The organism is Endozoicomonas sp. SCSIO W0465, from assembly GCF_023716865.1.
GTDB lineage: Bacteria > Pseudomonadota > Gammaproteobacteria > Pseudomonadales > Endozoicomonadaceae > Endozoicomonas.
This window is the reverse complement of sequence record NZ_CP092417.1, coordinates 4052397-4078543: the sequence shown is the minus strand read 5'-3', so window position 1 is coordinate 4078543 and position 26147 is coordinate 4052397. Positions and strand designations below refer to the sequence as shown.

29 protein-coding genes are annotated in these 26147 nt (G+C 48.6%); 23 read left to right on the top strand and 6 right to left on the bottom strand.

Features of this window, described 5'->3' with window-relative positions:
* Positions 1-122: 122 nt before the first annotated feature.
* Positions 123-524 carry a hypothetical protein gene (locus MJO57_RS18275; RefSeq protein ID WP_252017724.1) on the bottom strand — a complete coding sequence of 134 codons (402 nt, stop codon included), beginning with the start codon at positions 522-524 and terminating at the stop codon, positions 123-125.
* Positions 525-692: 168 nt separating this feature from the next.
* Between MJO57_RS18275 and MJO57_RS18270 the strand changes: the two genes are divergently transcribed.
* A complete protein-coding gene (locus MJO57_RS18270) occupies positions 693-1970 on the top strand; it encodes an IS4 family transposase (RefSeq protein WP_256491593.1) in 1278 nt (425 codons plus the stop codon).
* An 8-nt stretch (positions 1971-1978) separates the two neighbouring features.
* On the opposite strand, the gene MJO57_RS18265 is transcribed toward MJO57_RS18270, so the two are convergent.
* On the bottom strand, positions 1979-2335 hold the full coding sequence (locus tag MJO57_RS18265) for a DUF3768 domain-containing protein (protein WP_252017723.1): 357 nt from the start codon (positions 2333-2335) through the stop codon (positions 1979-1981).
* A gap of 183 nt (positions 2336-2518) precedes the next feature.
* Here MJO57_RS18265 and MJO57_RS18260 point away from each other — a divergent pair, with 183 nt between their 5' ends.
* From MJO57_RS18260 to MJO57_RS18250, 3 genes are all read left to right on the top strand, one after another.
* Entirely contained in the window at positions 2519-3877 is a 1359-nt protein-coding gene (locus MJO57_RS18260; protein WP_252017721.1) for an ISNCY family transposase, read from the top strand.
* 284 nt (positions 3878-4161) lie between these two features.
* The gene (locus MJO57_RS18255; protein ID WP_252017719.1) at positions 4162-4644 is read left to right on the top strand and encodes a hypothetical protein; all 483 of its coding nucleotides are present in this window, start codon (positions 4162-4164) and stop codon (positions 4642-4644) included.
* Between the two features lie 234 nt (positions 4645-4878).
* Entirely contained in the window at positions 4879-6396 is a 1518-nt protein-coding gene (locus tag MJO57_RS18250; RefSeq protein ID WP_252017502.1) for an IS1182 family transposase, read from the top strand.
* Positions 6397-6707: 311 nt separating this feature from the next.
* Here MJO57_RS18250 and MJO57_RS18245 read toward each other — a convergent pair whose 3' ends face one another.
* Entirely contained in the window at positions 6708-6977 is a 270-nt protein-coding gene (locus tag MJO57_RS18245; protein ID WP_252017717.1) for a transposase, read from the bottom strand.
* Positions 6941-8083: an ISNCY family transposase gene (locus tag MJO57_RS18240; RefSeq protein WP_252017715.1), complete on the bottom strand. Its 1143-nt coding sequence runs from the start codon at positions 8081-8083 to the stop codon at positions 6941-6943. The genes MJO57_RS18245 and MJO57_RS18240 overlap by 37 nt, the downstream gene beginning before the upstream one ends.
* A 234-nt stretch (positions 8084-8317) precedes the next feature.
* Here MJO57_RS18240 and MJO57_RS18235 point away from each other — a divergent pair, with 234 nt between their 5' ends.
* The 8 genes from MJO57_RS18235 (at position 8318) to MJO57_RS18200 (ending at position 15893) form a co-directional block, all read left to right on the top strand.
* Complete coding sequence (locus tag MJO57_RS18235; protein ID WP_252017502.1) at positions 8318-9835, top strand: IS1182 family transposase; 1518 nt, start codon at positions 8318-8320, stop codon at positions 9833-9835.
* Positions 9836-10618: 783 nt separating this feature from the next.
* Positions 10619-10864, top strand: a complete 246-nt coding sequence (locus tag MJO57_RS33335) for a phage terminase large subunit family protein (RefSeq protein ID WP_371924638.1) — start codon at positions 10619-10621, stop codon at positions 10862-10864.
* A 105-nt stretch (positions 10865-10969) separates the two neighbouring features.
* The gene (locus MJO57_RS18225; RefSeq protein ID WP_256493355.1) at positions 10970-11704 is read left to right on the top strand and encodes a terminase gpA endonuclease subunit; all 735 of its coding nucleotides are present in this window, start codon (positions 10970-10972) and stop codon (positions 11702-11704) included.
* A 60-nt stretch (positions 11705-11764) separates the two neighbouring features.
* On the top strand, positions 11765-12805 hold the full coding sequence (locus tag MJO57_RS18220; RefSeq protein WP_252017335.1) for an IS1595 family transposase: 1041 nt from the start codon (positions 11765-11767) through the stop codon (positions 12803-12805).
* The gene (locus MJO57_RS18215) at positions 12778-13548 is read left to right on the top strand and encodes a terminase gpA endonuclease subunit (protein WP_252017711.1); all 771 of its coding nucleotides are present in this window, start codon (positions 12778-12780) and stop codon (positions 13546-13548) included. The genes MJO57_RS18220 and MJO57_RS18215 overlap by 28 nt, the downstream gene beginning before the upstream one ends.
* Before the next feature lie 5 nt (positions 13549-13553).
* Complete coding sequence (locus MJO57_RS18210) at positions 13554-13754, top strand: phage head-tail joining protein (protein ID WP_101746114.1); 201 nt, start codon at positions 13554-13556, stop codon at positions 13752-13754.
* A 2-nt stretch (positions 13755-13756) separates the two neighbouring features.
* Positions 13757-15226 (top strand): phage portal protein, encoded by a 1470-nt coding sequence (locus MJO57_RS18205; RefSeq protein ID WP_252017709.1) that lies wholly within the window; start codon positions 13757-13759, stop codon positions 15224-15226.
* Positions 15216-15893, top strand: a complete 678-nt coding sequence (locus tag MJO57_RS18200; RefSeq protein ID WP_252017707.1) for a head maturation protease, ClpP-related — start codon at positions 15216-15218, stop codon at positions 15891-15893. The genes MJO57_RS18205 and MJO57_RS18200 overlap by 11 nt, the downstream gene beginning before the upstream one ends.
* Positions 15894-16030: 137 nt before the next feature.
* Here the strand turns inward: MJO57_RS18200 and MJO57_RS18195 are convergent, their stop codons facing one another.
* Complete coding sequence (locus tag MJO57_RS18195) at positions 16031-17392, bottom strand: ISNCY family transposase (protein ID WP_252017318.1); 1362 nt, start codon at positions 17390-17392, stop codon at positions 16031-16033.
* 208 nt (positions 17393-17600) lie between these two features.
* Between MJO57_RS18195 and MJO57_RS18190 the strand changes: the two genes are divergently transcribed.
* The 3 genes from MJO57_RS18190 (at position 17601) to MJO57_RS18180 (ending at position 19241) form a co-directional block, all read left to right on the top strand.
* Positions 17601-17933, top strand: a complete 333-nt coding sequence (locus MJO57_RS18190; RefSeq protein WP_252017705.1) for a hypothetical protein — start codon at positions 17601-17603, stop codon at positions 17931-17933.
* A 38-nt stretch (positions 17934-17971) separates the two neighbouring features.
* On the top strand, positions 17972-18343 hold the full coding sequence (locus MJO57_RS18185) for a head decoration protein (RefSeq protein WP_252017703.1): 372 nt from the start codon (positions 17972-17974) through the stop codon (positions 18341-18343).
* Positions 18344-18407: 64 nt separating this feature from the next.
* Positions 18408-19241, top strand: a complete 834-nt coding sequence (locus MJO57_RS18180; protein WP_252017701.1) for a major capsid protein — start codon at positions 18408-18410, stop codon at positions 19239-19241.
* Here MJO57_RS18180 and MJO57_RS18175 read toward each other — a convergent pair.
* Positions 19208-20722, bottom strand: a complete 1515-nt coding sequence (locus MJO57_RS18175) for an IS66 family transposase (RefSeq protein WP_252017330.1) — start codon at positions 20720-20722, stop codon at positions 19208-19210. The genes MJO57_RS18180 and MJO57_RS18175 overlap by 34 nt on opposite strands.
* Here MJO57_RS18175 and MJO57_RS18170 point away from each other — a divergent pair.
* The 8 genes from MJO57_RS18170 to MJO57_RS18135 all read left to right on the top strand — a co-directional run bounded on the left by MJO57_RS18170 (position 20721) and on the right by MJO57_RS18135 (position 26128).
* Positions 20721-20879, top strand: a complete 159-nt coding sequence (locus tag MJO57_RS18170) for a hypothetical protein (protein ID WP_252017700.1) — start codon at positions 20721-20723, stop codon at positions 20877-20879. The two genes, MJO57_RS18175 and MJO57_RS18170, sit on opposite strands and share 2 nt — an antisense overlap.
* Positions 20834-21013: a major capsid protein gene (locus MJO57_RS18165; protein ID WP_305881931.1), complete on the top strand. Its 180-nt coding sequence runs from the start codon at positions 20834-20836 to the stop codon at positions 21011-21013. The genes MJO57_RS18170 and MJO57_RS18165 overlap by 46 nt, the downstream gene beginning before the upstream one ends.
* A gap of 24 nt (positions 21014-21037) precedes the next feature.
* Complete coding sequence (locus tag MJO57_RS18160) at positions 21038-21331, top strand: head-tail joining protein (protein WP_252017696.1); 294 nt, start codon at positions 21038-21040, stop codon at positions 21329-21331.
* A complete protein-coding gene (locus MJO57_RS18155) occupies positions 21321-21914 on the top strand; it encodes a hypothetical protein (RefSeq protein ID WP_252017695.1) in 594 nt (197 codons plus the stop codon). The genes MJO57_RS18160 and MJO57_RS18155 overlap by 11 nt, the downstream gene beginning before the upstream one ends.
* Entirely contained in the window at positions 21892-22302 is a 411-nt protein-coding gene (locus MJO57_RS18150; RefSeq protein WP_252017693.1) for a DUF6838 family protein, read from the top strand. The genes MJO57_RS18155 and MJO57_RS18150 overlap by 23 nt, the downstream gene beginning before the upstream one ends.
* A gap of 28 nt (positions 22303-22330) precedes the next feature.
* A complete protein-coding gene (locus tag MJO57_RS18145) occupies positions 22331-23074 on the top strand; it encodes a hypothetical protein (RefSeq protein WP_252017691.1) in 744 nt (247 codons plus the stop codon).
* Positions 23075-23351: 277 nt separating this feature from the next.
* Entirely contained in the window at positions 23352-24848 is a 1497-nt protein-coding gene (locus MJO57_RS18140; protein ID WP_252017689.1) for a tape measure protein, read from the top strand.
* Between the two features lie 77 nt (positions 24849-24925).
* Positions 24926-26128 carry an ISL3 family transposase gene (locus tag MJO57_RS18135; RefSeq protein WP_252017687.1) on the top strand — a complete coding sequence of 401 codons (1203 nt, stop codon included), beginning with the start codon at positions 24926-24928 and terminating at the stop codon, positions 26126-26128.
* Positions 26129-26147: the final 19 nt, after the last annotated feature.

Genomic DNA, 26147 nt, shown 5'->3' with positions numbered 1-26147 from the left:
TTTTCCATAAAGGCTGAAGAAAGTACTGCATAATCAGCGTATTGCAGGATGCTTTGTGAATCCCAAAATGTATACCACCGGTATACAAACTGTTGGTTCAGTCGCCATCCATGGCCATACAATCAAGCCCGTTGCTTGGTCCGTTCCAGCCACTGATTAATGGTTATCTCTCTGGGAATCCGCTCATTGATCCAGTCATCAATCAGGTGCTCGGTAAGGATGCGAAACTGCTTTTCATCGGGAAAGTCCCAGGGCTCAAATTCCGGATGCTGGTCACACAAGACAGTCCAGAGTTGAGCCGCCAGGGTTTCCGATACTTCATAATCAAAAACGCCAGGAAAGCCTTCTTCATCATTTTTGGCGTTTTCGATTTCACTGATGATCTGGCTGTAACGGCAAAGGTTCTGAATCAGTTCCAGTTCACCATCACCAAATAATTCCGAAGGTGTGCGAGTCTGGTCACTTAATTGATCCAGAACCCCGGCACAGAAATAGTAATGGGTGACCAAATGTTCACTGTTCATAATCAGGACTCCTTATTAATAATCTCTCTTAGGGTAGACATTAAGCTCAAAAAAGGTTCGTTTCCGGCGGCAGAACCCACCTTGAACAGCCACAATAAAGCTTCGAAACCATTATCAATGGCTGAACAAGATGAGTACTGCAAATAGTAGATTAGTTGAAAAAAACTGTTGACCTGTTTCGACCGGTCAGAACTCCTAAGTATGGCGGAACAGCTTGGTTTTACTATACGACAGCGAGATATCCGTCCTTTGGATTTTATCCTCTCACTGATCGATGCCCTCGCTGGTGATGGAAACTGCGATACCCAGGCGGATCTACACCGTAAATTTAACGAGTTGACGGGGCTGAATGTCTCTTATCGTTCTTGGGCAAATCAAGCTAAAAAGGACGCGCTGCCTACTCTTATCCTGTGGCTATGGGTGCAGTGTCTGGAAATATTTTCCCGCAAAGTCATGGCGTTTGATGAAGACAGTCCATTTTCAGAGTTTGAGCACATTCTGATTCAGGACGGTTCGTCACAAGCTGTCTATGATGCCCTGAAAGAAGCATTTCCCGGCAGGTTCTCAACGGTCAGTCCTGCTGCCGTCGAGCTTCATACGACAATGGATCTTCTCACCAACAACCTGGTGCGGGTGCAGCTGACTGAAGATACCCGTTCAGAAAGAGACTGTCTGCCACCACTGCCAACATCCATGGCCTATATCCTGATGCTAATGGATGCCGGTTATTTTGAGCTGGAACTCTTTGCCGCTATTGATGACAGGGAGGGTTCTTTTATCTGCAAGGCACCTCAGAGTATCAACCCGACGATACTCAGCGCGGTACGGGAGGATGGCAAGAATCTCAATCGCTACAAAGGACAAAAACTGAAGGATGTACTGTCTGGCTTCCCCAAAGACCAGTGCCTCGACCTGGATGTAGAATGGCCGGGATTCAAAGCCTGGCCATTCCGCTTGGTTGTCCGCTGGAATGACAAAAAACAGAAGTGGGTTTTCGTTGTGACCAACCTGAACCGGGTGGAGTTCACCTTGAGTGATGTGCTCCAGGCCTATCGTCTACGGTGGCAGATAGAGCTGATTTTCAAAGAGATCAAATCCTATTCAGGGTGGCATCGTTTTAACACCAAATCAGCGACACTGGTGTTTAGCCTGATTCTGATGTCCTTTGTGGTTGTGACGTTGAAAAGGTACCTTGCCCATGCTGCACAGGCGAACCTCTGTGAAAGTGGGAGCATTGAGGAAATCTCGACGCACAAGGTGATGAAAAGTGGGACTCACCTGTTTGGTAATGTGATTTCATCGTTGATAAATGCAGGAAAGTCATTGGTCTCATGCATTAAAAAGCTACTGGACTTCTGGGGAAATAATGCGAAACGAGAACACCCTGCACGGGATGGTTGTTCAGGGCGTACAAGATTAGGCTTCTGTGCAGTGGGTGGAGCTTAATGTCTACCTTAAGAATAATCTCTAGCCAGCATAATGGTCAGAACCCGAACGGTTTTGTTTAAGTCCTCAGGATCTTCAGAACCGTGTTCCAGATCAGGGGCGTAATAATCAAATTTGGCGTTAATGGTGTGACCTTCAAAAGTGAAGTTTAAAAAGTCATGTTCCCCGTAGGGATCATTCTCTTCATTGAACTGATCAAATGCAGCAATGGCCTGAAGCAAGCCCGTTTTATTTTCAATAGCGTGGTGAACGCTGGCGGTCATATTGATTTCATAGCGACAACCGGCTTTTTCTAATTGTTGCTTTATCGTCAAATTTAATAATGACTGCCTGATCAGATCATTATATTTCACTATCTCACTCATATAGTACGTCCTTACTGGTTGGTTAATGTTATTAGCGAGTAATCTAGTTCTCGTCCAAAAACACAACCAATTGAAAACTGTAGATTTTATCCTGAAAAATTAAGTGGAGCCCTACTGCTATCTGGCGACTAAACTTCCCAAGAGCAAGAAACATAAGGGATTGCCAAAAACAGAGGACTCCAAATGCGCAAAAAACGCAACCCGCAGTGTAGTATGGAACTCCATTACGCTCATGAAATCTGCTCCCAGCTTTCCGGTATCTCGCAATGGCTTGACGCCCATCCACAGTTCAATGACTGGATTTATGAGGACTTAAGTTCTGGTGATAAACAGAACACTGGGCGGAACGGACTATCAGCAGAATCCGTTCTTCGTGCGGCACTCCTGAAACAGTATTTGAATTGTGATTATGACTACTTGTCGTTTGTTTTGATGGACTCCATGCTCTTTCGAGACTTTTGTCGCCTCGAACCAAACCAGCGCCCCAGTCGCTCCAGTTTGCATGGGCTCATCAGCCTTCTTACTGCATCTACATGGGAACGGATTAATAACTGTCAGCTAATGACCGCTAAAGATCAGGGTATTGAAAAAGGGCGCACTGTGGCTATTGACAGCACAGTCACCGAATCGGATATCAAACCTCCTTGCGACAGTGATCTTTTAGCCAGTTCCGTTAAAGAAATTTGTCGGCTGCTGGAACGGGGACAAACACTGACAGCGACACCGCTTTATGAATATACCCATCACAACCGAGCCGTAAAAGATGCGGCCAGAAAATGCATCTACGCTGGCAAAGAAGAGCGGCATCAGCATTATAAAAAACTGCTGCAGTTGACCCGAAAATCCCGGAAGGTACTTATCGAAGCTACTGTCACGCTAGCAAACGCCCGTCAGCAGGGGCAGTGTCTCCTGGCTGATGATGCCGACAAGTGGCAGGCCGATGTGGATCACCTGTTACCCCTGGTGGATGCAATAGTCTCCCAGACAGAGCGCAGGGTCTTTAAGGGTGAAAAGGTGCCAGCCCAGGAAAAAGTGGTTAGCCTGTATGAACCCCATACGGATATCATCGTAAAAGACAGGCGGCAAGTACAGTATGGCCATAAACTGAACCTGGTTCAGGGAAAAAGTCGATTGATCCTGGACCTGGTTATTGAGGAAGGTAACCCAGCGGATTCGGACCAATTCATTCCGATGATGGAAAGACAAAAAGAAATTTATGGTCGTGTACCTCGCCAGACAAGCGGTGACGGCGGATACGCGTGTCGCGCTAATTTGGAAAAAGCCAAGGCCATGGGAATCAGCGATGTAGCTTTTAATAAGAAGCGCGGACTTGAAGTCGAAGAGATGACTAAAAGTCAGTATGTGTATAAAACGCTCTTTCGCTTCCGGGCAGGTATTGAAGCGGGAATTTCGTGGCTAAAGAGATGTTTTGGGCTATCACGTTGCCACTGCAAGGGTTCTGAGCGTTTTGATTCTCATTGCTGGTTATCGGTGGTCTGTTACAACCTGGTGATTCTGGCCAGACACCCGGCACCATCCTGATAGCCACCTCCACGCTACATGAAAGTACCTTTCCAGCATGGTGGGAGGATGTTTTCTGCCTGCTTTTCGCGTTTTTCTCCAATATCCGTCCCAGATTAGAGAAAAAAAGGGAAGAGTTTTTGCGGCTCTCTGGAATTTCAGGAAATATCAAAACGCACGTACAATCTAATTATGATTGCCTGATGCGTTTTTGGACGAGAACAATCTATATAGGGTGATTGTTCTGAATTTGCGAAATTGGTCAGGAAATAGGCAGTTTAATTACCGCTGTCGGATTAGACGCTATGGCTTTAATGACTCAGGCAGCATTCGCCAGACAGCAGGGCTTTACCCGAGGGTATGTCACTAAATTAATCAAGAAGGGCGTTATCCAGTTAAAAAATGGCAAGGTGGATTCAGCACAAGCTGAACAGGCGATGAAAGCCAATAGTGATCCGGTGACGTTGATTCGTTCCGATCAATCCACCGATCTTGCACCGTCACAACCGGGAGCCGTTGACTTTGTCACTGCCCGCACCATGCGGGAAGCATTCAAGGCCAAGATGGCCAAACTGGAGTATGAAGAAAAAAGCGGTACCCTGACCGATGCCTCCAGAGTAAAACAGGATGCTTTCAAGGCAGGTAGGATTATCCGGGATGAACTGCTGGCCATTCCTGATCGAATGGCGGATGTGCTGGCGGCGGAGGATGATCCAAGAAAAGTAGGGAAATTACTTCAGGAAGAGCTGGAAGCGATACTTAACGAAATGGTTGCTCGCAAACAATAAAAGTTGCTTCAGGTGAAACCAGGCAGGCTCAAGACAGACCTGGTTCTACGCACAACGAGCCTACACGCAGCCGTCTCGCCATGGGAGCTGAAGCATTTGCTTCAGGTGAAACTGGCATGGGTCAAGGCAAGACCAGTCCTACGCATTACAGATCTACACCTAGGAGGCTGTCCGAGAATAGCCTGATTAAGTATAATCAGGCATCTTCTGCCCACTTTGTTGTTGCCGAAACGGATGTCATCAATCAAATTCAAAGATAACCCTGCTGATTTTGACCAGCACCTGATGTTTCCATCGAACATCTTCGACCTGCTGCCACCAGATCATGATTGCTTCGTTTTTGAAGATATCTTCAAGCATATCGACACCTCTGAAGTGGAAAAGCAGTATCACCATCTTGGCCAGAATGCCTACCACCCACGACTGATTATATCGATCCTGATCTATGCCTATAGCCATGGTGTGTTCAGCTCCAGGGAGATTGAACGGCGCTGCAATCAGGACTTGGCTTTCATGTATATCGCCAAACAGCACTGCCCAAATTTCCGGGTGCTCAGTGACTTTCGTAAAAACCAGGCCACCTTTTTTAAAAGCAGTTTCAAACAGAGCGTGCTGCTCGCCCGGGAACTACAGATGGCCTCGCTGGGCCACATCGCTCTTGATGGTTCCAAATTCAAAGCCGACTCATCAAAGCATAAGGCCATGAGCTACGCACGACTTAAGGCCAAAGAAGCTGAATTAATGGCTGAAGTTGAGGCCCTGATTAAAAAAGCCGAAACCAGTGACAGTGAAGAGGACGATGCTTATCAGCAGGAGACTGGCTACAGCATTCCTGAAGACTTGCAATTCAAGCAGGAACGGTTAGAGAAAATCCAGGAGGCCAAAAAAGCGCTTGAAGAACGGGAACAGGCCCTGAATCCCGATAAGCCGATAGACGACAAAAAGCAAATCAGCTTTGCTGATCATGATGCCAGGATCATGGGTAAAAAAGGCAGTGGCTATCAGTACAGTTATAACGCCCAGATCAGCGTCGACAGCGATAATGGTATCATTGTTGGCCAGCACATCAGCCAGCATGCCAATGACAAGCAGGAAGTAAAGCCTGCACTTGAAGCCATTGCAGAAGCAACAGATAACGCGTCCATTGGCAAAATGAGTGAGGATAATGGCTATTACTCAGGGCCCAACCTGCAAGCGTTTGATGATGCGAACATTGACGCTTACATGGCTACGGATCGACAGGAGAAGCCTGCAACAGAGGGACTGGAAGACTCTGACAGAAAGTTTGTCAAAGCGGATTTTATTTACCATGAAGCAGACGACAGCTTTACCTGCCCTGCCGGTGAGAAGCTGATTTATAACACGGCTAGCAAAGCAAAACACAAAAGCTACCGCGTCAGTAAAGATATCTGCCGGGATTGCCCGTTACGTAAAAGGTGCAGTGGTGACAACAAAGACCCGGGGAAAGTGATTCGCACAGACCGCCACGAAGCCATACGCCAGGCGATGAACCGCAAAATGGAAACCAAAGAGGCCAAAGCGGTTTATGAGCGTCGCAAGGTGATTGCGGAACCGCCTTTTGGCCAAATCAAGAACTCAGGATTCAGAGGGTTCAGTGTCCGGGGTAAGGAAAAAGTGGCTGGAGAATTTTCACTGGTCTGCAGTGCTTATAATTTCAAAAAAATTGTCAAATCGGTTTCAACGGGATCAATCCGTCTTGAAGAAGCAAAAAGGCTTAAAATGGCAGCATAAAGGCAAGCAAAAGGGTAAAAAACGCAATTTTTACCCCAAAACAGGCTAAATTTAGGTCAATATTTGATCAGCCAAGAAAATGCTGAAGCTTTCGTTTTTTCAATAGCTAGTTCTCGTCCAAAAACGCATCAGGCAATCATAATTAGATTGTACGTGCGTTTTGATATTTCCTGAAATTCCAGAGAGCCGCAAAAACTCTTCCCTTTTTTTCTCTAATCTGGGACGGATATTGGAGAAAAACGCGAAAAGCAGGCAGAAAACATCCTCCCACCATGCTGGAAAGGTACTTTCATGTAGCGTGGAGGTGGCTATCAGGATGGTGCCGGGTGTCTGGCCAGAATCACCAGGTTGTAACAGACCACCGATAACCAGCAATGAGAATCAAAACGCTCAGAACCCTTGCAGTGGCAACGTGATAGCCCAAAACATCTCTTTAGCCACGAAATTCCCGCTTCAATACCTGCCCGGAAGCGAAAGAGCGTTTTATACACATACTGACTTTTAGTCATCTCTTCGACTTCAAGTCCGCGCTTCTTATTAAAAGCTACATCGCTGATTCCCATGGCCTTGGCTTTTTCCAAATTAGCGCGACACGCTTAGCGCGACACGCGTATCCGCCGTCACCGCTTGTCTGGCGAGGTACACGACCATAAATTTCTTTTTGTCTTTCCATCATCGGAATGAATTGGTCCGAATCCGCTGGGTTACCTTCCTCAATAACCAGGTCCAGGATCAATCGACTTTTTCCCTGAACCAGGTTCAGTTTATGGCCATACTGTACTTGCCGCCTGTCTTTTACGATGATATCCGTATGGGGTTCATACAGGCTAACCACTTTTTCCTGGGCTGGCACCTTTTCACCCTTAAAGACCCTGCGCTCTGTCTGGGAGACTATTGCATCCACCAGGGGTAACAGGTGATCCACATCGGCCTGCCACTTGTCGGCATCATCAGCCAGGAGACACTGCCCCTGCTGACGGGCGTTTGCTAGCGTGACAGTAGCTTCGATAAGTACCTTCCGGGATTTTCGGGTCAACTGCAGCAGTTTTTTATAATGCTGATGCCGCTCTTCTTTGCCAGCGTAGATGCATTTTCTGGCCGCATCTTTTACGGCTCGGTTGTGATGGGTATATTCATAAAGCGGTGTCGCTGTCAGTGTTTGTCCCCGTTCCAGCAGCCGACAAATTTCTTTAACGGAACTGGCTAAAAGATCACTGTCGCAAGGAGGTTTGATATCCGATTCGGTGACTGTGCTGTCAATAGCCACAGTGCGCCCTTTTTCAATACCCTGATCTTTAGCGGTCATTAGCTGACAGTTATTAATCCGTTCCCATGTAGATGCAGTAAGAAGGCTGATGAGCCCATGCAAACTGGAGCGACTGGGGCGCTGGTTTGGTTCGAGGCGACAAAAGTCTCGAAAGAGCATGGAGTCCATCAAAACAAACGACAAGTAGTCATAATCACAATTCAAATACTGTTTCAGGAGTGCCGCACGAAGAACGGATTCTGCTGATAGTCCGTTCCGCCCAGTGTTCTGTTTATCACCAGAACTTAAGTCCTCATAAATCCAGTCATTGAACTGTGGATGGGCGTCAAGCCATTGCGAGATACCGGAAAGCTGGGAGCAGATTTCATGAGGTACGTAATGGAGTTCCATACTACACTGCGGGTTGCGTTTTTTGCGCATTTGGAGTCCTCTGTTTTTGGCAATCCCTTATGTTTCTTGCTCTTGGGAAGTTTAGTCGCCAGATAGCAGTAGGGCTCCACTTAATTTTTCAGGATAAAATCTACAGTTTTCAATTGGTTGTGTTTTTGGACGAGAACTAGCTAGTTCTCGGACAGCCTCCTAGGAGGCTGTCCGAGAATAGCCTGATTAAGTATAATCAGGCATCTTCTGCCCACTTTGTTGTTGCCGAAACGGATGTCATCAATCAAATTCAAAGATAACCCTGCTGATTTTGACCAGCACCTGATGTTCCCATCGAACATCTTCGACCTGCTGCCACCAGATCATGATTGCTTCGTTTTTGAAGATATCTTCAAGCATATCGACACCTCTGAAGTGGAAAAGCAGTATCACCATCTTGGCCAGAATGCCTACCACCCACGACTGATTATATCGATCCTGATCTATGCCTATAGCCATGGTGTGTTCAGCTCCAGGGAGATTGAACGGCGCTGCAATCAGGACTTGGCTTTCATGTATATCGCCAAACAGCACTGCCCAAATTTCCGGGTGCTCAGTGACTTTCGTAAAAACCAGGCCACCTTTTTTAAAAGCAGTTTCAAACAGAGCGTGCTGCTCGCCCGGGAACTACAGATGGCCTCGCTGGGCCACATCGCTCTTGATGGTTCCAAATTCAAAGCCGACTCATCAAAGCATAAGGCCATGAGCTACGCACGACTTAAGGCCAAAGAAGCTGAATTAATGGCTGAAGTTGAGGCCCTGATTAAAAAAGCCGAAACCAGTGACAGTGAAGAGGACGATGCTTATCAGCAGGAGACTGGCTACAGCATTCCTGAAGACTTGCAATTCAAGCAGGAACGGTTAGAGAAAATCCAGGAGGCCAAAAAAGCGCTTGAAGAACGGGAACAGGCCCTGAATCCCGATAAGCCGATAGACGACAAAAAGCAAATCAGCTTTGCTGATCATGATGCCAGGATCATGGGTAAAAAAGGCAGTGGCTATCAGTACAGTTATAACGCCCAGATCAGCGTCGACAGCGATAATGGTATCATTGTTGGCCAGCACATCAGCCAGCATGCCAATGACAAGCAGGAAGTAAAGCCTGCACTTGAAGCCATTGCAGAAGCAACAGATAACGCGTCCATTGGCAAAATGAGTGAGGATAATGGCTATTACTCAGGGCCCAACCTGCAAGCGTTTGATGATGCGAACATTGACGCTTACATGGCTACGGATCGACAGGAGAAGCCTGCAACAGAGGGACTGGAAGACTCTGACAGAAAGTTTGTCAAAGCGGATTTTATTTACCATGAAGCAGACGACAGCTTTACCTGCCCTGCCGGTGAGAAGCTGATTTATAACACGGCTAGCAAAGCAAAACACAAAAGCTACCGCGTCAGTAAAGATATCTGCCGGGATTGCCCGTTACGTAAAAGGTGCAGTGGTGACAACAAAGACCCGGGGAAAGTGATTCGCACAGACCGCCACGAAGCCATACGCCAGGCGATGAACCGCAAAATGGAAACCAAAGAGGCCAAAGCGGTTTATGAGCGTCGCAAGGTGATTGCGGAACCGCCTTTTGGCCAAATCAAGAACTCAGGATTCAGAGGGTTCAGTGTCCGGGGTAAGGAAAAAGTGGCTGGAGAATTTTCACTGGTCTGCAGTGCTTATAATTTCAAAAAAATTGTCAAATCGGTTTCAACGGGATCAATCCGTCTTGAAGAAGCAAAAAGGCTTAAAATGGCAGCATAAAGGCAAGCAAAAGGGTAAAAAACGCAATTTTTACCCCAAAACAGGCTAAATTTAGGTCAATATTTGATCAGCCAAGAAAATGCTGAAGCTTTCGTTTTTTCAATAGCTAGTTCTCGGACAGCCTCCTAGTCGCTCTGCAGAGGGAGCTGAAGCAGCGCGATTATACTCTATAGCGGGCGTGTTGTTAAGCTGGTATTCTTAACGAAGGAAGCCTTTGAGCTGGTGAACCACACCCCGCAATTGGAGCGGGGACAGTCGAACCAGACTGAGGCTTTTTTTTGGCCTTTGCAAATTTGTGTGATTGATCAGCAGATAAAACAACGCCCCGGTCAACGGGGCGACAATCTCAGCACTTCCAGATTGTTATTATTATTTCCCTGGTGGCCATCCTTGGCCGGTACTTCCATCCTGGAACTGATGCCGAGCAATTTTCCTTTACACCTTTTATCTACCATTTAGCGTGCCAACTTTAATTATCCCCGAATCCCCAAGGGCTAACGAAAATACTGGGTGTCTACAAGATCTTTAGATTTGGGTAGCCGTTACGGCTATTTGTCACGAATATAAACAAACAAGTGTATGAATAGTCCTTATTTTTCAGGCTTTTTCGCAGGTTTAAAGCCAGACACCCGGCTAACAGTATCTGAATGGGCTGACCAGAAACGGATTTTGCCAGCCAAGGCCACCAAAGAAGCTGGCCGATGGCGAACTTCCCGCACACCGTATCTCAAAGAAATTATGGATTGTCTGTCACCATCGTCGCCTGTCGAGTAGGTGGTGTTTATGAAGGGTGCCCAGGTGGGTGGCACCGAATGCGGCAATAACTGGCTTGGTTATGTGATTGACCATACGCCGGGTTCCATGATGTATGTATTGCCCACTCTGGATATGGCCAAGCGAACCTCCAAGCAGCGGATCGCCCCGATGATCGATGAAATGCCGGATCTGCGGGAGAAAGTAAAAGATCCAAGAAGTCGGGATAGCGGAAGGCTCTATTTTGATTACGAACTGCTCTACAGTGAAAACTGACTGTAGGTCACGAAAAACAAGGATTGAGCAACATTACCGGACAATATGCTGACAACCTTTGTAGATAAAGGGCTTCAGCAATGTTCAACCCAGTAGCAGTCTGAAATCCTACAAGAGCCTAGCGGAAATACCCTGCTGACCAAGGAGTTTCCCAATGGTGTGCTGATCTTTACCGGAGCCAATTCAGCGGCGGGCCTGCGCTCGATGCCTGCCCGATTTTTATTTATGGATGAAGTGGATGCCTACGACGATGATGTGGATGGCGAAGGCAGCCCGATCAATCTGGCCATTAAACGAACAGCCACTTTTAGCCGTAACCGCAAAATCCTGATGGTCAGCACGCCCAATATTGCAGAAACCAGCAAGATTGAAGCGGCTTATGAAAGCAGCGATAAACGACACTATCTGGTTCCCTGCAATAGCTGTGGACAGTACCAGCCGATCGTCTGGGCTCAGATCATTTTTGATAACCATGATCCGGCAACCACCCGGTTTGAGTGTGTACAGTGTGGTCATAAGCATTACGAAAAAGACAAACCGAAACTGCTCACTAATGGCTATTGGCAGGCTGAAACTGAAAAGAGCAATAAGGTCGCTGGATTCCACCTGAGTTCGCTTTACAGCCCTAATGGCTGGTACAGCTGGCAAAATGCAGTGGAGGATTTCCTCGCCGCCAAGAGTAACCCGGTACAGTTCAAAGACTGGACCAATACTGTGCTTGGCGAGACATGGACGGAACAAGGTGAGACTGTTGAGCATAGTTTGCTCTACCAGCGACGGGAACATTATCCGGCAGAGGTGCCCTGGTGGGTGGAGATACTGACCGTTGGTTGTGGCTAAGTTACCGTTAATGGTTGAATCAGCTAAACTCCCATAAAATCTACGTTGTAGGGGAGTGATATGCAATCTGAACTCTTCCAGAATTTTATTGATTCCATTTCAACATTAACCAGTGAACAGCGAGACATTCTTAACAACTCGCTCCTTAGTACTCAAATAGAGGTTACCGAGGTAGTAGAAACCACTGACTCTGAACCTGTTTACAGTGAATCTATACCCAATAACGATAATGCAACACCTGACGTAGAAAAGAGCATACTTGCCCAATTTGCCGAAAACCCCAGGTGCCCCAAATGCAAAAGCCATAGCGTTGGTCGCTGGGGCATACGAAATGGCCGACAGCGCTACCACTGCAAGACTTGCGACTCAACGTTTAACGCCTTTAGTGGAACGCCTTTGGCAAGGCTCAGGCACCCTGAAAAATGGAACAAGTACCTCGCAGGTATGACTCACTCTATGGTCTTGCGACCAGCTGCTGCTGAGAATGCCATTGACTTGAAAACTGCGTTCCGCTGGCGTCACCGCTTTCTTGAAGTGATTAATAATGATCAAGCAGAAGAGCTTTGTGGCATTACTGAGCTTGATGAAACATTTTTCCGTGAATCCTTCAAAGGGCAAAGAGAAGGCCTTCCACGGCCAACCCGAAAGCGGGGTAATGATCCCAACAAAGCCCGAAAAGTCCCGGTAATGGTGGCTCGGGACCGTAATCGAAATACCGTTGACGGTGTATTAGAAAACGAAAGTGCTAATGAATTGTGCAGGCATTTAAATGGCCGCATATCGATACAGGCCACGGTCTGTGCGGATGCACACCTCGCTCACGAAAAACTTGCTGACAAGCTTGGATTTGTCTTCAAGGAGCTGGTGACATCAGCAGGTCAACATGTTGTTGAAGGCATCTACCACATCCAGACTGTAAATTCTTATCACAGTCATTTAAAACGCTGGATTGGCGGCGTATTCCAAGGGGTTGCAACTCGTTACCTTCCCCATTATCTGGCCTGGAGGCGAGAACTGACGGCAGCAAAAAAATTAACTGTTGGCCGGTTGATCAGCAGAATTACTGAACATTGGTGCTTCCAACCATTAACGGTAACTTAGCCGTTGGTTGTGATGTCCAGGATGACCGCTTTGAGTTTGAAGTAACTGGCTGGGGAGCTGGAGAGGAAAGCTGGTCTATTGATTATGTCCGTTTATACGGAGACCTCTCCCGACAAGGTATCTGGGATGCGTTGGCCGATATGCTCCACAAAACTTATACCCGTCAGGATGGCACCAAAATGAATGTGGCTCAGGTCTGCATCGATTCTGGTGGCCACTACACCGATGAAGTGTATGCCTTCTGTCGTAAGCAGGGAGCCGATTGGGCGATTCCGGTTAAGGGTTCCTCTCAGGCTGGTAAACCTATCGCCACCTTCCCCAAAACCAAAAATAAGAAAGGGATCTACCTGACACTGATTGGCACCGATACCGCCAAGGAGTTGGTTTATCAGCGTTACCGGGTCTTGGAACCCGGGCAAGGCTACTGCCACTGGCCAATCAAGGACTGCTTTGATGAAGGCTATTTCAAGCAGGCCACCGCAGAAGAAAAGATCAAGAAATACCGGCTCGGTGTGCCTTACTTTACCTGGGATGCCAAGAACCGCCGGAATGAAGCACTGGATTGCCGGGTATACTCACTGGCCGCGATCCGTATTCTTCAGCAGCACCGGGGCATTAATCTGGAGCTACTCGCCAAAGGCCGACCGGCACCAGAAGATACGCCTGATCCTGAATTAGAAGAAACCAGCAACAAGCCAAAAACACTCCGTCGTTCATCCCGCAGTTCTTACCTTCAGAGATAACCTCCATGATTACCGAGACAGAATACCAGGCTCTGAAACGGGCAGTGCTGCTGCGTGAGACCCGCACTGTGGAATTTGAAGGTCGACGGGTGGAGTACAGCAGCTTTGCTGAGATGGAAAGGCGGTTGCAGGCCATTGAGCGTGAATTGGTCAAACAGCAGAAACGCCCGAAGCAGTATGGCATCTATTCATCCAAGGGAGTTTGAGCATGGGATTGCTCACCAACCTGTTTCGTCGTTTCAAAAACTCAGCCTATACCGCTGCCGGTATAGGGCGACGAACCAAAAGCTGGTACGCACCAGGACTTTCCCCGAATACCGCACTCACTGCTGATTTGTCCAAACTGATAAACCGTTCCCGGGCAGCTATCCGCAATGATCCCTGGGCCAGCAGTGGTCTGGAAAAGCTGGTCAGTAATGTGATTGGTCGTGGCATTACCCCAAAGTCACTGGTGGACGTCGATGGTTTACGGGAGCAGCTGCAAAACCTGTTTCTGCAATGGTCGGATGAATCAGACGCTGATGGCTTACTGAGTTTCACCGGTCAGCAATCGCTGATTACCCGTGCCATGTTTGAAGGTGGCGAGTGCTTTGTCAGGCTTCGTCCCCGCAGACTGGAAGATGGCCTAACCGTTCCCCTGCAACTGCAGGTGCTGGAATCCGAGTTTGTCCCCATCAGTTATAACGAGACACTGGATAATGGCCATGTGATTAAGGCCGGGATTGAGTTTAACAAGCTGGGCAAGCGGGTCGCCTATTATTTTCACCGGGAGCATCCCGCCGAGTTTGCTTTTGACAGCACCAGACTGGTGCGGGTGAAGGCCGACAATGTTCTGCATATATTTGAAGCCCTGCGACCCGGTCAGTTGCGCGGCCAGCCATTACTGACTCAGGTATTAGTCAGGCTCTATCACCTGGATAAGTTTGATGATGCCACGCTATTACGGCAGGAAATCGCCAACCTGTTTACCGGCTTTATTAAAAAGCCATCGCCAGAGCAAGACCCTATTGATCCTTTGACCGGCAAGCCACTGGTGTTTGGCGACAATGGTCTACCCATGGTGGCGATGGAACCAGGAACCATGCAGGAGCTGGCACCGGGTGAAGAGGTGGAGTTCAATAACCCACCGGGTACTGCCGCAGACTATCCCAATTTTATGAAGCAGCAGCTGATGGCCATTGCTGCCGGGATTGGCCTGCCTTATGAATTGCTGTCGGGTGATATGGCTGGCGTCAGTGACCGGGCACTGCGTCTGATCATCAATGAGTTCCGTCGCCGCATTCAGCAGATTCAGCATAACCAGATTATCTTTCAGTTCTGTCGGCCGGTCTGGAACCGCTGGCTGGATATGGCGGTGCTGAATGGCTCGGTAGCTATTCCGGACTATGGCAATCAACCAAGAGCCTATCGCCGGGTAAAGTGGATCGCCCACGGCTGGCCCTATATGCATCCGGTTCAGGATATGCAGGCTCAGAAAATGGCAGTCAGAAGCGGATTTAAATCGCGATCTGAAGTAGTCAGCGAACTGGGTTATGACAGCGAGCAGATGGATGGTGAGATTGCCGCCGATAATCGCCGGGCAGATAGCCACTCACTGAGATACGACAGCGATGGCCGTGATCCGGCAAACAGCAAATCTACCAATCAACCAGCAAAGGATGACAGGAATGAGTCATAACCGACAGTGGTACACCTTTAAAAATGTAGCCAACCAGACACCAGAGCTGTTTATCTTTGATGATATTGATGACTGGTACGGCGTTTCGGCACAGAGTGTAGTGGATCAAATTCGTAATCTGGATGCCTCAGAGATCAATGTTCGCCTGAACAGCCGGGGTGGCATGGTGTTTGAAGGCATCGCCATCTATAACGCCCTGCGTCTGCATAAAGCCAATATCCATGTCACCATCGAAGGGCTGGCGGCCAGCATTGCCAGCGTCATTGCCATGGCGGGCGATACGGTCACCATCGCTGAAAACGCCATGATGATGATCCATAACCCCTATGGCTGGGCCCAGGGCGATGCCGAAGCCATGCGCAAAACCGCCGATATTATGGATAAGATCGCGGACAGTATTGCTGTGTCGTACACCGCCAGAACCGGCAAGAGCCTTGAGGAACTGAAGGCGCTGATGGAGTCTGAATCCTGGTTCACCGCCAAAGAAGCCCTGGACATGGGCCTGGTGGATCAGATTGATGAACCGGTGAAGGCCGCTGCCCGCTTTGATCTCTCCATGTTTCGTAATACACCGGATGGCTATGGACGTATTGAGCAAGCTAGTTCTCGTCCAAAAACGCATCAGGCAATCATAATTAGATTGTACGTGCGTTTTGATATTTCCTGAAATTCCAGAGAGCCGCAAAAACTCTTCCCTTTTTTTCTCTAATCTGGGACGGATATTGGAGAAAAACGCGAAAAGCAGGCAGAAAACATCCTCCCACCATGCTGGAAAGGTACTTTCATGTAGCGTGGAGGTGGCTATCAGGATGGTGCCGGGTGTCTGGCCAGAATCACCAGGTTGTAACAGACCACCGATAACCAGCAATGAGAATCAAAACGCTCAGAACCCTTGCAGTGGCAACGTGATAGCCCAAAACATCTCTTTAGCCACGAAATTCCCGCTTCAATACCTGCCCGGAAGCGAAAGAGCGTTTTATACACATACTGACTTTTAGTCATCTCTTCGACTTCAAGTCCGCGCTTCTTATTAAAAGCTACATCGCTGATTCCCATGGCCTTGGCTTTTTCCAAATTAGCGCGACACGCGTATCCGCCGTCACCGCTTGTCTGGCGAGGTACACGACCATAAATTTCTTTTTGTCTTTCCATCATCGGAATGAATTGGTCCGAATCCGCTGGGTTACCTTCCTCAATAACCAGGTCCAGGATCAATCGACTTTTTCCCTGAACCAGGTTCAGTTTATGGCCATACTGTACTTGCCGCCTGTCTTTTACGATGATATCCGTATGGGGTTCATACAGGCTAACCACTTTTTCCTGGGCTGGCACCTTTTCACCCTTAAAGACCCTGCGCTCTGTCTGGGAGACTATTGCATCCACCAGGGGTAACAGGTGATCCACATCGGCCTGCCACTTGTCGGCATCATCAGCCAGGAGACACTGCCCCTGCTGACGGGCGTTTGCTAGCGTGACAGTAGCTTCGATAAGTACCTTCCGGGATTTTCGGGTCAACTGCAGCAGTTTTTTATAATGCTGATGCCGCTCTTCTTTGCCAGCGTAGATGCATTTTCTGGCCGCATCTTTTACGGCTCGGTTGTGATGGGTATATTCATAAAGCGGTGTCGCTGTCAGTGTTTGTCCCCGTTCCAGCAGCCGACAAATTTCTTTAACGGAACTGGCTAAAAGATCACTGTCGCAAGGAGGTTTGATATCCGATTCGGTGACTGTGCTGTCAATAGCCACAGTGCGCCCTTTTTCAATACCCTGATCTTTAGCGGTCATTAGCTGACAGTTATTAATCCGTTCCCATGTAGATGCAGTAAGAAGGCTGATGAGCCCATGCAAACTGGAGCGACTGGGGCGCTGGTTTGGTTCGAGGCGACAAAAGTCTCGAAAGAGCATGGAGTCCATCAAAACAAACGACAAGTAGTCATAATCACAATTCAAATACTGTTTCAGGAGTGCCGCACGAAGAACGGATTCTGCTGATAGTCCGTTCCGCCCAGTGTTCTGTTTATCACCAGAACTTAAGTCCTCATAAATCCAGTCATTGAACTGTGGATGGGCGTCAAGCCATTGCGAGATACCGGAAAGCTGGGAGCAGATTTCATGAGGTACGTAATGGAGTTCCATACTACACTGCGGGTTGCGTTTTTTGCGCATTTGGAGTCCTCTGTTTTTGGCAATCCCTTATGTTTCTTGCTCTTGGGAAGTTTAGTCGCCAGATAGCAGTAGGGCTCCACTTAATTTTTCAGGATAAAATCTACAGTTTTCAATTGGTTGTGTTTTTGGACGAGAACAAGCTAAAAACCCGGCAGAGCCAACTCCGCCACAGAATCAGACGATGGAGCCGCAACCTCAAATTGATTCTGTGGCTATTGCTGATCTTTGTCGTCAGGCTGGTTATGCGGAAAAAACCGCTACAATTCTTAAAGCGGCACTGTCGGAAGATGAGGTCAAGGCTCGACTCGCCAGCTATGACCAGATTAAGAACCTTTGCCAGACAGCAGGCTTCCCGGATAAGGCAGCGGATTTTATAAAAGACGACTGTTCGGTATCTGAGGTGCAAAACAGTCTTCTGGCACTGCTGACTTCCGAAGATGAAACCATCAACAATGCCCTGACGCCCAAACAGCAAGGCCTGAAACCCACCACTTCTGCCATAGATACGCAGGCAATTTACAGTCGGCGTAACCGCACTTAACCCCTGTCTAATATCCTCCAACCAAAAGGACTTTACCCATGAGTGTAAAAACGGAATCGGTCTATACCGGTGAATTTCTGGTGTCTGAAGGCAATAACAGCATCAGCCGTGAGCAGGTACCATTCGCTGCGAACCTGATCATGGAGCCTGGCACCGTGGTCGGCAAAGAATCGGCGACCGGAGCATTCAAGCCCCTTGATCCAGGTGCTTCTGATGGCACTGAAACCGCAGCAGGCATTCTCTACGCTGGCAAGGTGACCGATGCCTCTGGTGGTGACGGTGTGATTATCGCCCGTCTGGCAGAAGTGGTGGACAGTCTGCTGATCTGGCCTGCCGGGATCACCGATGAGCAAAAGGCCACTGCTGTAGATCAACTGGCCGGGATGGATATTATCCTGCGCAGTGAATAACCCTGCCTGATTTTTACCTCTGTAACTCACTCTTAACAAACTTCCGTTATCAAGGAGCGATAACATGCTGGATATTTTTAATGACGATGCGTTCAGCCTTACCAGTCTGACCGCCACCATCAATGAGATGGACTACAAGCCTGGTCGTCTTGGGCAACTGGGACTCTTTCAGGAGAGCGGTATCAATACCACAACCGTCGTGGTGGAAAGCATTAATGGCGAGCTTCGCTTGCTACCCTCTACCGAGCGTGGCGCACCCGCCACTCAGGCCATTGGCGATAAACGTCAGTTGCGCAGCTTTGTGGTGCCCCATATTCCCCATGACAGCACCATTCTTGCAGCAGAAGTGCAGAATGTCCGTCAGTTCGGCAGTGAGGATGCCATGCAGGGAGTACAGGCGGTAGTAAACCAGCGACTGCAGAAGATGAATGCCAACCATGAAGTGACGCTGGAATTTCTGCGCATGGGGGCGCTCAAGGGTGAAATTCTGGATGGCGATGGCAGCACCATACTCTACAACCTGTTTGATGAGTTTGGTGTCACCCAGCAAACCCATGACTTCAAGTTCAGCAGCACGACCACTGACGTTCGTGCCCAGGGCGTCAAAGCCCGTCGTCTGGTGGATGATGCGCTCGGTGCATTGCCTTACAGCGGTCTCCATGCGTTTTGTGGCTCCGACTTCTTTGATGGGCTGGTCGGCCACAAGTCAGTAAAAGAAGCCTACCAGCGTTGGCAGGATGGCGAAGCCCTGCGTACCGATCCCAAGGGCCGGTTCCGTTTTGCGGATATTGATTGGGAAGAGTACCGGGGCTCAGTGGGCGGCAATGACTTTGTTGCCGCCAATGAGGCTTATCTCTACCGTAACTATTCAGCACTGAGCAAAGGCATATTACAGTAATTCCGAACAGCTCTATGAAGTGATTGATATATGTCCATTCCCTGTTTTCTGGCAGACGACAAATAGCTGCGAATCCGTGCAAACATAGAACCACCGTCTGCACTCCTGAAGCAGCCTGAGATTTTCTGCTTTAACTTGGCCATTCGAACATCCCGCTCACTGCCATTGTTATCGAAGGGAATGGTAAAATCTGACATGAAGCGCAGTGTCTCAGCCTTGAACTCAGTGAGTCGTTTGAAGAGATTGTAAGCTTTAGTATTCTTGACTTTCTTGCGCTTAAGCTCCTCTCGTTGCTTCTCCATATAGACGACTTCTTTCATTAGAGCCCGCTGAAGCAACCGGTCATAAATCTTCTCGATTCGTTCACAGACAACACTTGGCATCTGTAGCATACCTATGGTCTTAAAGCCCTTGCAGTAATGCCAGGAAAGCCTCAGTAGCTTCATCAATCGCAACGCCAGTTGATTGCTGTCCCTATCAACAACACCCAAAAGCTCCCTCAGGTGATGGGCATTGCAAAGTACGTGAGTTGCCGCATATGCAAAATAGGATTTCCAATGATCATGAACCAGAACGCCTGCAAATGTTAGCAGTATGCCCATCGTGTCCATGGCCTCACGACCTCGCTTTTCAGACAAGTAGTAGAGCGTCCATTGTTCATCCCGCATAACGTGTAGCCAGTGCAAAGAGCCCTCGGCCCGCATACCCGTTTCATCGGCTCCGGCAACAGACGATTCCCGCAAGGCGTCACGAATAACCTCTTCAGTAGAAGCCAGATTTTCATAGGTTCTGGCCACAAAATTGGCGACAGTGCCTGCACTTACACTCATTTTATAGAGAGTATTAAAATACTCTGACACGCGCTTAAAAGGCAGGAAATGGTATTGGTTAAGATAGACGGCCATAGCCTGTGTGGCTGAGCCATATTGTGCGGCAGCGGTAACACCTTCCGGGAATTCAGCCTGATTCCGACAACCACAAGTGCAGATTTTTACTTCAGCTCTATGGGCCGTTACTTCAAATTCACCCGGTCTCCCTGGTTCAAACACCTGTCGTTCAATATATTTGACCGGCTCACTATCAAGAAGAGACGCCTGACATTTATTGCATTCTTTAACCGGAAGGTACTCAATATAGTCAGGGATATCGACCTGTTTAAGACAAGTGCCCTGATGCCCTTTCTTTCCACCGGCTTTATTACCAGAAGACTGTCTCAGACTTTTAGGATTGGGTTTTTCATCCGATGGATCGGTACCTTTATCTGCGGAAAGGTCGTCAGAATGATCTGGAGAATTACTGTTTTTACAAGGTTTTTGATAACCATCAGACGATGGCGGCTTGCTGCTGTTTTGACTGTTCTTGCCAACCTTTTCTTCCAATTCTCGACATCGCTCTTCCAGACAGGCAACTCTCATCCGCAGCTCTGCATTCTCTTTCAAGAGAATCTCAGCCGACATAGTTGCGGGTAGTTCTGGAATCATGCTGGCGAATATTGTGGAAAAATGGTGCTTAAGAGGATGGTATAAAAATCAGAAAATTCCAGATTTATGTGGGGGTGCTGAACAGTTACTCTCTACCCAACCGGTGCGGATATCTTCAAGACCTGGTTTGCGCCGGCAGATTTTGTGGAAACGGTGAACACCATCGGCCTGCCACGCTATGCCAAGCAGAAGGTGATGGATTTTGAGAAGGGTGTGATTGTTCATACCCAGTCGAATCCACTGCCAATCAACCTACGACCACGGGCAGTGATTAAACTGACCATGAGCTAACCCACAAGCAAGGAGACTGCTCCAATGGATGAAGCTTTCAAAGTGATGGATCACACCATTCTTTCAACCTTTGGGCAGTCGGTTTTACTGACGTTTTCGGATCAGTCATCGCTGGAAACCCTGGGAATCATCAATAAAGAACTGGTGGAACTTGGCAAATATGAGGCTGTTCAGGGTGAATTCACCGTTCTCTCTGTGGATAGTGCCATCTGGCTGAAGCGTGGCGATACCGTATTGGCCAACGGTCAGGTTTATGAAGTGGACCGAAAACTGAAAGACGATGGCTACTTAGCCAAATGGAATATCTATGCTCATTGAACAGGAAGTCAGCGGCGATATTGAAGAACTCACCGCCCTGTTCAAACAGTCCCCGGAAAAAACAGAACAAGCCATTCAAAGAACCCTGTCCAAACTGAGCCGCTGGGCTGAACGGCAAGTGCTGCGTGATATGTCCCGACGCATGAAAGTCTCCCAAAAGGTACTGAAAGAACTGAACCGGATTCGGGTAAGGCTCAATAAAAGCTACGGCAGAAAAGAGCGTTACCTGACCATCTGGATTGGCATTAATGAAGTAGGTGCCCATCGCCTAGGTAACCCAAAACAAACCCGGCGAGGTGTCCGGGTAGGCAGCCACAGTTTTTGGGAAAAAAGTTTTTTGATGCAGCCGGTCAATGCTTCCCGGGAACTGATCTTTGAGCGAAAGGATAACTGGCAACACCGTTACCAACAGTCCAAACGCTCAGGCCGGTGGATGTGGATGGGTTTGCCGCTGGAAAAGAAAACCGTCCGGATCGATAGGAAAGCCGAAACCTCACTGGAAAAAGTCAGCCCTCTACTGGTGCAACGGTTTACCGATCTGCTCCACCAGGAACTCAACTATGCCTTCAACATCGAATCCTGAACGACAGATTATTGAGAGCTTGGTGGAACATCTGAAGCAGGTTTCTGAAAACACGCTCCTTGGCTATTCAGCCACCGGCCAGGAACAGGATTTAGACCTTCCCGCCATCCTGGTGCAGCTGGAATCCATTAATGAAGATCAACGCCAGAGCCAACGGGCAAAGTACCGGATGACGTTTAATATCAGTGCCGTGGCCAAAACCAATAAAGACACCACTTACACCCTGTTGGACTTAACCCGCTCCATTCGGGCGTTATTTACTACTGGTCAACGCTTCACCCCGGAAGCCCGACATATCAGCTTCAGTGAAACCCAGTTCGATATTGCCCCAAGTAATGCCCACTTGTCGTTTGCTGACCTGCAACTGCAGATCGAAGTCATTCTTTAACCCCACCTTCCTGATAAGGAGATAAACCATGTCTACGATGGATCGTAGTTTTATTGGTGCCGGAAGCATCTACATCAAACCTGCTGATGATTCCGCGCCCCTGCTGCCGGTTGGCAACGTCAGCCAGTTTCAATTCAGTTTCGAGGAAGATAAAAAGGAGCTGAAAAACTATCTCGGTGGTGGTGGTAATCGCAACACCATCAGTCGGATATCCTCTATCTCGGCCAGCCTGACCGCACACGACTTTACCGCTGCCAACTTGTCCATGGCGTTGCGTGGTTCTGTGGCAGCCGGTTCAACGACTGTGGTCACAGATGAACTTCATACCAGCTTTGGCGTTGCTGACGAGCTTATCCCGTTTGACAAGCTTCCCGATCTGTCGCAGTCGGTTACGGTTAAAGACAGTCTGGATACCGTCCTGACTGGCGGGGATGATTATGAATTGACCAAGTCCGGTATCAAAGTCATTGGCGGTGGTGGCATTGATAACCTGGGGGTGAAAGTGAGCTATACCCCACTGGCCACCAATATGGTTCAGGCCCTGATTGAATCGGGCAAAGAGTTTGTCCTGTTTATGGAAGGGCTCAACGATGCGCAGGATGGCAAGCCGTTTAATATCCGGGTGCATCGGGTAAAGTTCTCCCCTGTCCAGAACCTTGATTTTATTTCAGACGATTTTGCCGCTATCGCACTGGAACTGGATGTACTGGCAGACAGTACCATTGAGGGCTCCGGTCTGAGTACCTTTATGCAGATTGATCTGGCGCAGTAACCCACCGTTTGCTTCCTTCCATTCAGCCCCTGACTCCTAAAAAGAGCAGGGGCTTTTTTTGATAAAAGACTATGGCCAAAATCAAACAATCCGCGATTCGCTTAGTCCTGAAAGCCAAGGATTTACTGTCCAGGGATGTTAAAAAATCCTCTGCTTCCCTGGATGCCTTCCGGAAAGAGGCGAATAAGCTGAAAGGCCAATTAGAGGAACTGGAAAACACGATGCCGGTCGTGCATTCCGCGAGGCTCAAGATAAGGTCGCCAAGCTTGGCCGGGAAATGGGCAAGACCGACAAGCCCACCAAGGCCATGCAAACGGCCATGGCAAAAGCCCGCAAAGACGTTAAGAAGGCCAATACCGAATACAACCGCCAACGGGATGCGCTGGCCAAGCTTCGGGACTCAATGTCCTCTGCTGGGTTATCGACCAAAAACCTGAAGCAGCAGCAGACCAAGCTCGAACAGCAGCTGAACGAGACCCGGACAGCTTTTAAGCGGGCGGATGAAAGCGCCCGGCAGACAGCGAGAACGCTACGCAATAGCAACCTGAAAAAAACCGCCAAGGATGCCGAATCGGCCAGCACATCCGTCGGCAAGCTTACCCGGCGTTTTCTTGGGCTGGCAGCGGCGACCACAGGGCTTTATGCGTTAAAGCGAAGTATTGAAGGTGTCCTTAAGGCAGGTGACCAATTTGAGCGGCTGAGCGTTCAGATGGAGGCGATTACTGGATCGGCAGAAGGTGCTCAGGAAGCGACCCAGTGGATTAAGGATTTTACCCGGAACACGCCATATCAGCTGAACGAAGTGTCGGAAGCGTTCGTTCGGCTGAAAGCTTTCGGCCTTGATCCTATGGATGGCACCATGCAGGCGCTGGTGGATCAGGCATCCAAACTTGGCGGGGGCATGGATCGCTTAAATGGGATCTCCTTGGCAGTCGGTCAGGCATGGGCAAAGCAAAAGCTGCAGGGCGAGGAAATCCTGCAGATGGTTGAGCGGGGCATCCCGGTGTGGGATTTGCTCCAGAAGGTAACCGGGAAGAACGTTCAGGAGCTGCAAAAACTGTCCTCGGCTGGTCAGATTGGCCGGGATGTTATGCGGGAGCTGATTCTCGAAATCGGACGATCTTCCGAAGGCGCTGCTGCCAGGAATATGAGTCTTCTGTCGGGTTATGTCAGTAACCTGAAAGACAGCTGGCAGCAATTCCAGGATGAGGTGGCCAAGAGCGGGGCTCTGGATTATGCCAGAGAGTCCCTGGCAGGCATCGCTGGTGAAATTGAGCGGATGAACCGTAATGGCCAGCAGTCTGAATTGGCTAAAAAGGTCAGTGATGCCTTTATCGCCATGGGTGACGCTATTAAGCATGCCTTTTCCGGGGTTACCATTGATGGCTTTGTCACCAGTATCCAGTCAGGCTTTAGCACCATCACAGAATCCATGGCTGCGCTGCGGACTGCCTTTGATTTTACCATCTCCACCGTCAAGGGCTTTTTTAATGCCTTTTCTGCGGTGGTTAAGGGCTTTGGCACTGTTTATTCCGGTGTTTTATACGGCATTGTCAAGGTATGGCAGGAAGTAGCCGATGCCTCGGGCTTGGATGGCATTGCTGAAAAGCTGAAAGGAACCACTGATTTTCTTAGCGGCTTGACCAGGGAGTTTGCCCGACAGACGGTCGAGGATGCCAGGGATGTCCGGAATGCGCTGAGCGGGGTATACGACAGCTTTGCCGAAGAAAGCCGAGATGCGGTAAAAACGGGGCTTTTACAGGTTGGCGGATGAAAAGTGAGGGGTTGCAACAGAAATAGCCTTCAGAGGAAGATTGATTTGTAAGGATCAAAACTTCTGAAGGATCAGACATGTCTGCAACCCCATCACTTCGTCCTATGTTCGCATTTCCTGGCTGGGTAATCGAGCGAATTGATATTGACTGGAATATCAAACATGCCTTTGTCCATCTCCGTCGGGATGGCCGTATACAACACGTCAGATGTAGTAAGTGCGAAACACCTATGGGGCAGATGAAGACAAACGATCGAAGCGTTCAGGATCTGCCACTGGGGACTCTTCAGGTAAATCTTCTCTTCACTGCATTTCAAGGGCGTTGCTCTCGTTGCGGTAATATAGAAACAGTCACGCCTCCGGGGCTTGCACCTAAAGCTCAAGCAACAGAGCGACTTAAAAGGCATGTCAGCCATCTATGCCGCTATATGCCATGTGACAAGGTTCCTGAATTCATTGCTATCTCTGGCGGCACCGCTCGTCGCTGGGATAAAGAGATGCTCATGAAGATGCTGCCTGCACCCAAGCGGGATGGTATTCGCGCTCTTCTTATCGATGAAAAATCCATTGGTAAGGGGCATCATTTTTTAACCGTTGCTCTGAATGCTGATACCGGTGAAACGCTGTTCCTTGGTGAAGGAAAAAAGAAAGAAGTTCTGGATCGGTTCCTTTCCAGTCTGACAGAAGAACAAAAAGCAAGCATTGAATGCGTTGGTATTGACCGTGGTGGAAGCTATCAGGCTTCAGTGAGAGAGCATCTGCCAAACGCCGATATTGTATACGACAAGTTTCATATTATTGCCAATTACAACGATGTGATTGACCAAATCAGGCGCAGGGAGTGGCGACAGGCAGAAGAAGAGGACAAGCCGTTTATCAAAGGGCAACGCTTTAACCTGTTCAGAAATCCTGAGAATTTAACACCAAAAGGGCAAAGTAATCTGAAGGAGTTGTTAGCCATGAATGAGGATCTCAATCAGGCATATATCCTGAAAGATATGCTAAAACAGCTATGGACGTACAAATATAAAGCCTGTGCCAGAAAGTGCCTGGACAACTGGATAGCACTTGCCAAAGAAACAGGGATATCCGAGTTAAAGAAGTTCGCCAAGGGGTTAGACAGAGCTAGAGAAGGGTTACTGTCATACTGCCAGCATCGTATAACCAGCGCGAAAATCGAAGCCTTCAATGGGGTTATCAAACGGATCATCTATAAAGCATGCGGTTACAATGACCTTGATTACCTATATTTGAAAATTAGACAGGAGGCTCTGAAATGATCAGCCAACCTGTAAAAGC

Bases quoted from the DNA above. Each gene is read 5' to 3' on its own strand.
- MJO57_RS18275 (WP_252017724.1), bottom strand. From the start codon at position 524: ATGAACAGTGAACATTTGGTCACCCATTACTATTTCTGTGCCGGGGTT.
- MJO57_RS18265 (WP_252017723.1), bottom strand. From the start codon at position 2,335: ATGAGTGAGATAGTGAAATATAATGATCTGATCAGGCAGTCATTATTA.
- MJO57_RS18260 (WP_252017721.1), top strand. From the start codon at position 2,519: ATGCGCAAAAAACGCAACCCGCAGTGTAGTATGGAACTCCATTACGCT.
- MJO57_RS18255 (WP_252017719.1), top strand. From the start codon at position 4,162: ATGGCTTTAATGACTCAGGCAGCATTCGCCAGACAGCAGGGCTTTACC.
- MJO57_RS18250 (WP_252017502.1), top strand. From the start codon at position 4,879: ATGTCATCAATCAAATTCAAAGATAACCCTGCTGATTTTGACCAGCAC.
- MJO57_RS18240 (WP_252017715.1), bottom strand. From the start codon at position 8,083: ATGCGCAAAAAACGCAACCCGCAGTGTAGTATGGAACTCCATTACGTA.
- MJO57_RS18235 (WP_252017502.1), top strand. From the start codon at position 8,318: ATGTCATCAATCAAATTCAAAGATAACCCTGCTGATTTTGACCAGCAC.
- MJO57_RS33335 (WP_371924638.1), top strand. From the start codon at position 10,619: ATGAAGGGTGCCCAGGTGGGTGGCACCGAATGCGGCAATAACTGGCTT.
- MJO57_RS18220 (WP_252017335.1), top strand. From the start codon at position 11,765: ATGCAATCTGAACTCTTCCAGAATTTTATTGATTCCATTTCAACATTA.
- MJO57_RS18210 (WP_101746114.1), top strand. From the start codon at position 13,554: ATGATTACCGAGACAGAATACCAGGCTCTGAAACGGGCAGTGCTGCTG.
- MJO57_RS18205 (WP_252017709.1), top strand. From the start codon at position 13,757: ATGGGATTGCTCACCAACCTGTTTCGTCGTTTCAAAAACTCAGCCTAT.
- MJO57_RS18200 (WP_252017707.1), top strand. From the start codon at position 15,216: ATGAGTCATAACCGACAGTGGTACACCTTTAAAAATGTAGCCAACCAG.
- MJO57_RS18195 (WP_252017318.1), bottom strand. From the start codon at position 17,392: ATGCGCAAAAAACGCAACCCGCAGTGTAGTATGGAACTCCATTACGTA.
- MJO57_RS18185 (WP_252017703.1), top strand. From the start codon at position 17,972: ATGAGTGTAAAAACGGAATCGGTCTATACCGGTGAATTTCTGGTGTCT.
- MJO57_RS18180 (WP_252017701.1), top strand. From the start codon at position 18,408: ATGCTGGATATTTTTAATGACGATGCGTTCAGCCTTACCAGTCTGACC.
- MJO57_RS18170 (WP_252017700.1), top strand. From the start codon at position 20,721: ATGCTGGCGAATATTGTGGAAAAATGGTGCTTAAGAGGATGGTATAAA.
- MJO57_RS18175 (WP_252017330.1), bottom strand. From the start codon at position 20,722: ATGATTCCAGAACTACCCGCAACTATGTCGGCTGAGATTCTCTTGAAA.
- MJO57_RS18160 (WP_252017696.1), top strand. From the start codon at position 21,038: ATGGATGAAGCTTTCAAAGTGATGGATCACACCATTCTTTCAACCTTT.
- MJO57_RS18155 (WP_252017695.1), top strand. From the start codon at position 21,321: ATGCTCATTGAACAGGAAGTCAGCGGCGATATTGAAGAACTCACCGCC.
- MJO57_RS18150 (WP_252017693.1), top strand. From the start codon at position 21,892: ATGCCTTCAACATCGAATCCTGAACGACAGATTATTGAGAGCTTGGTG.
- MJO57_RS18145 (WP_252017691.1), top strand. From the start codon at position 22,331: ATGTCTACGATGGATCGTAGTTTTATTGGTGCCGGAAGCATCTACATC.
- MJO57_RS18140 (WP_252017689.1), top strand. From the start codon at position 23,352: ATGGGCAAGACCGACAAGCCCACCAAGGCCATGCAAACGGCCATGGCA.
- MJO57_RS18135 (WP_252017687.1), top strand. From the start codon at position 24,926: ATGTCTGCAACCCCATCACTTCGTCCTATGTTCGCATTTCCTGGCTGG.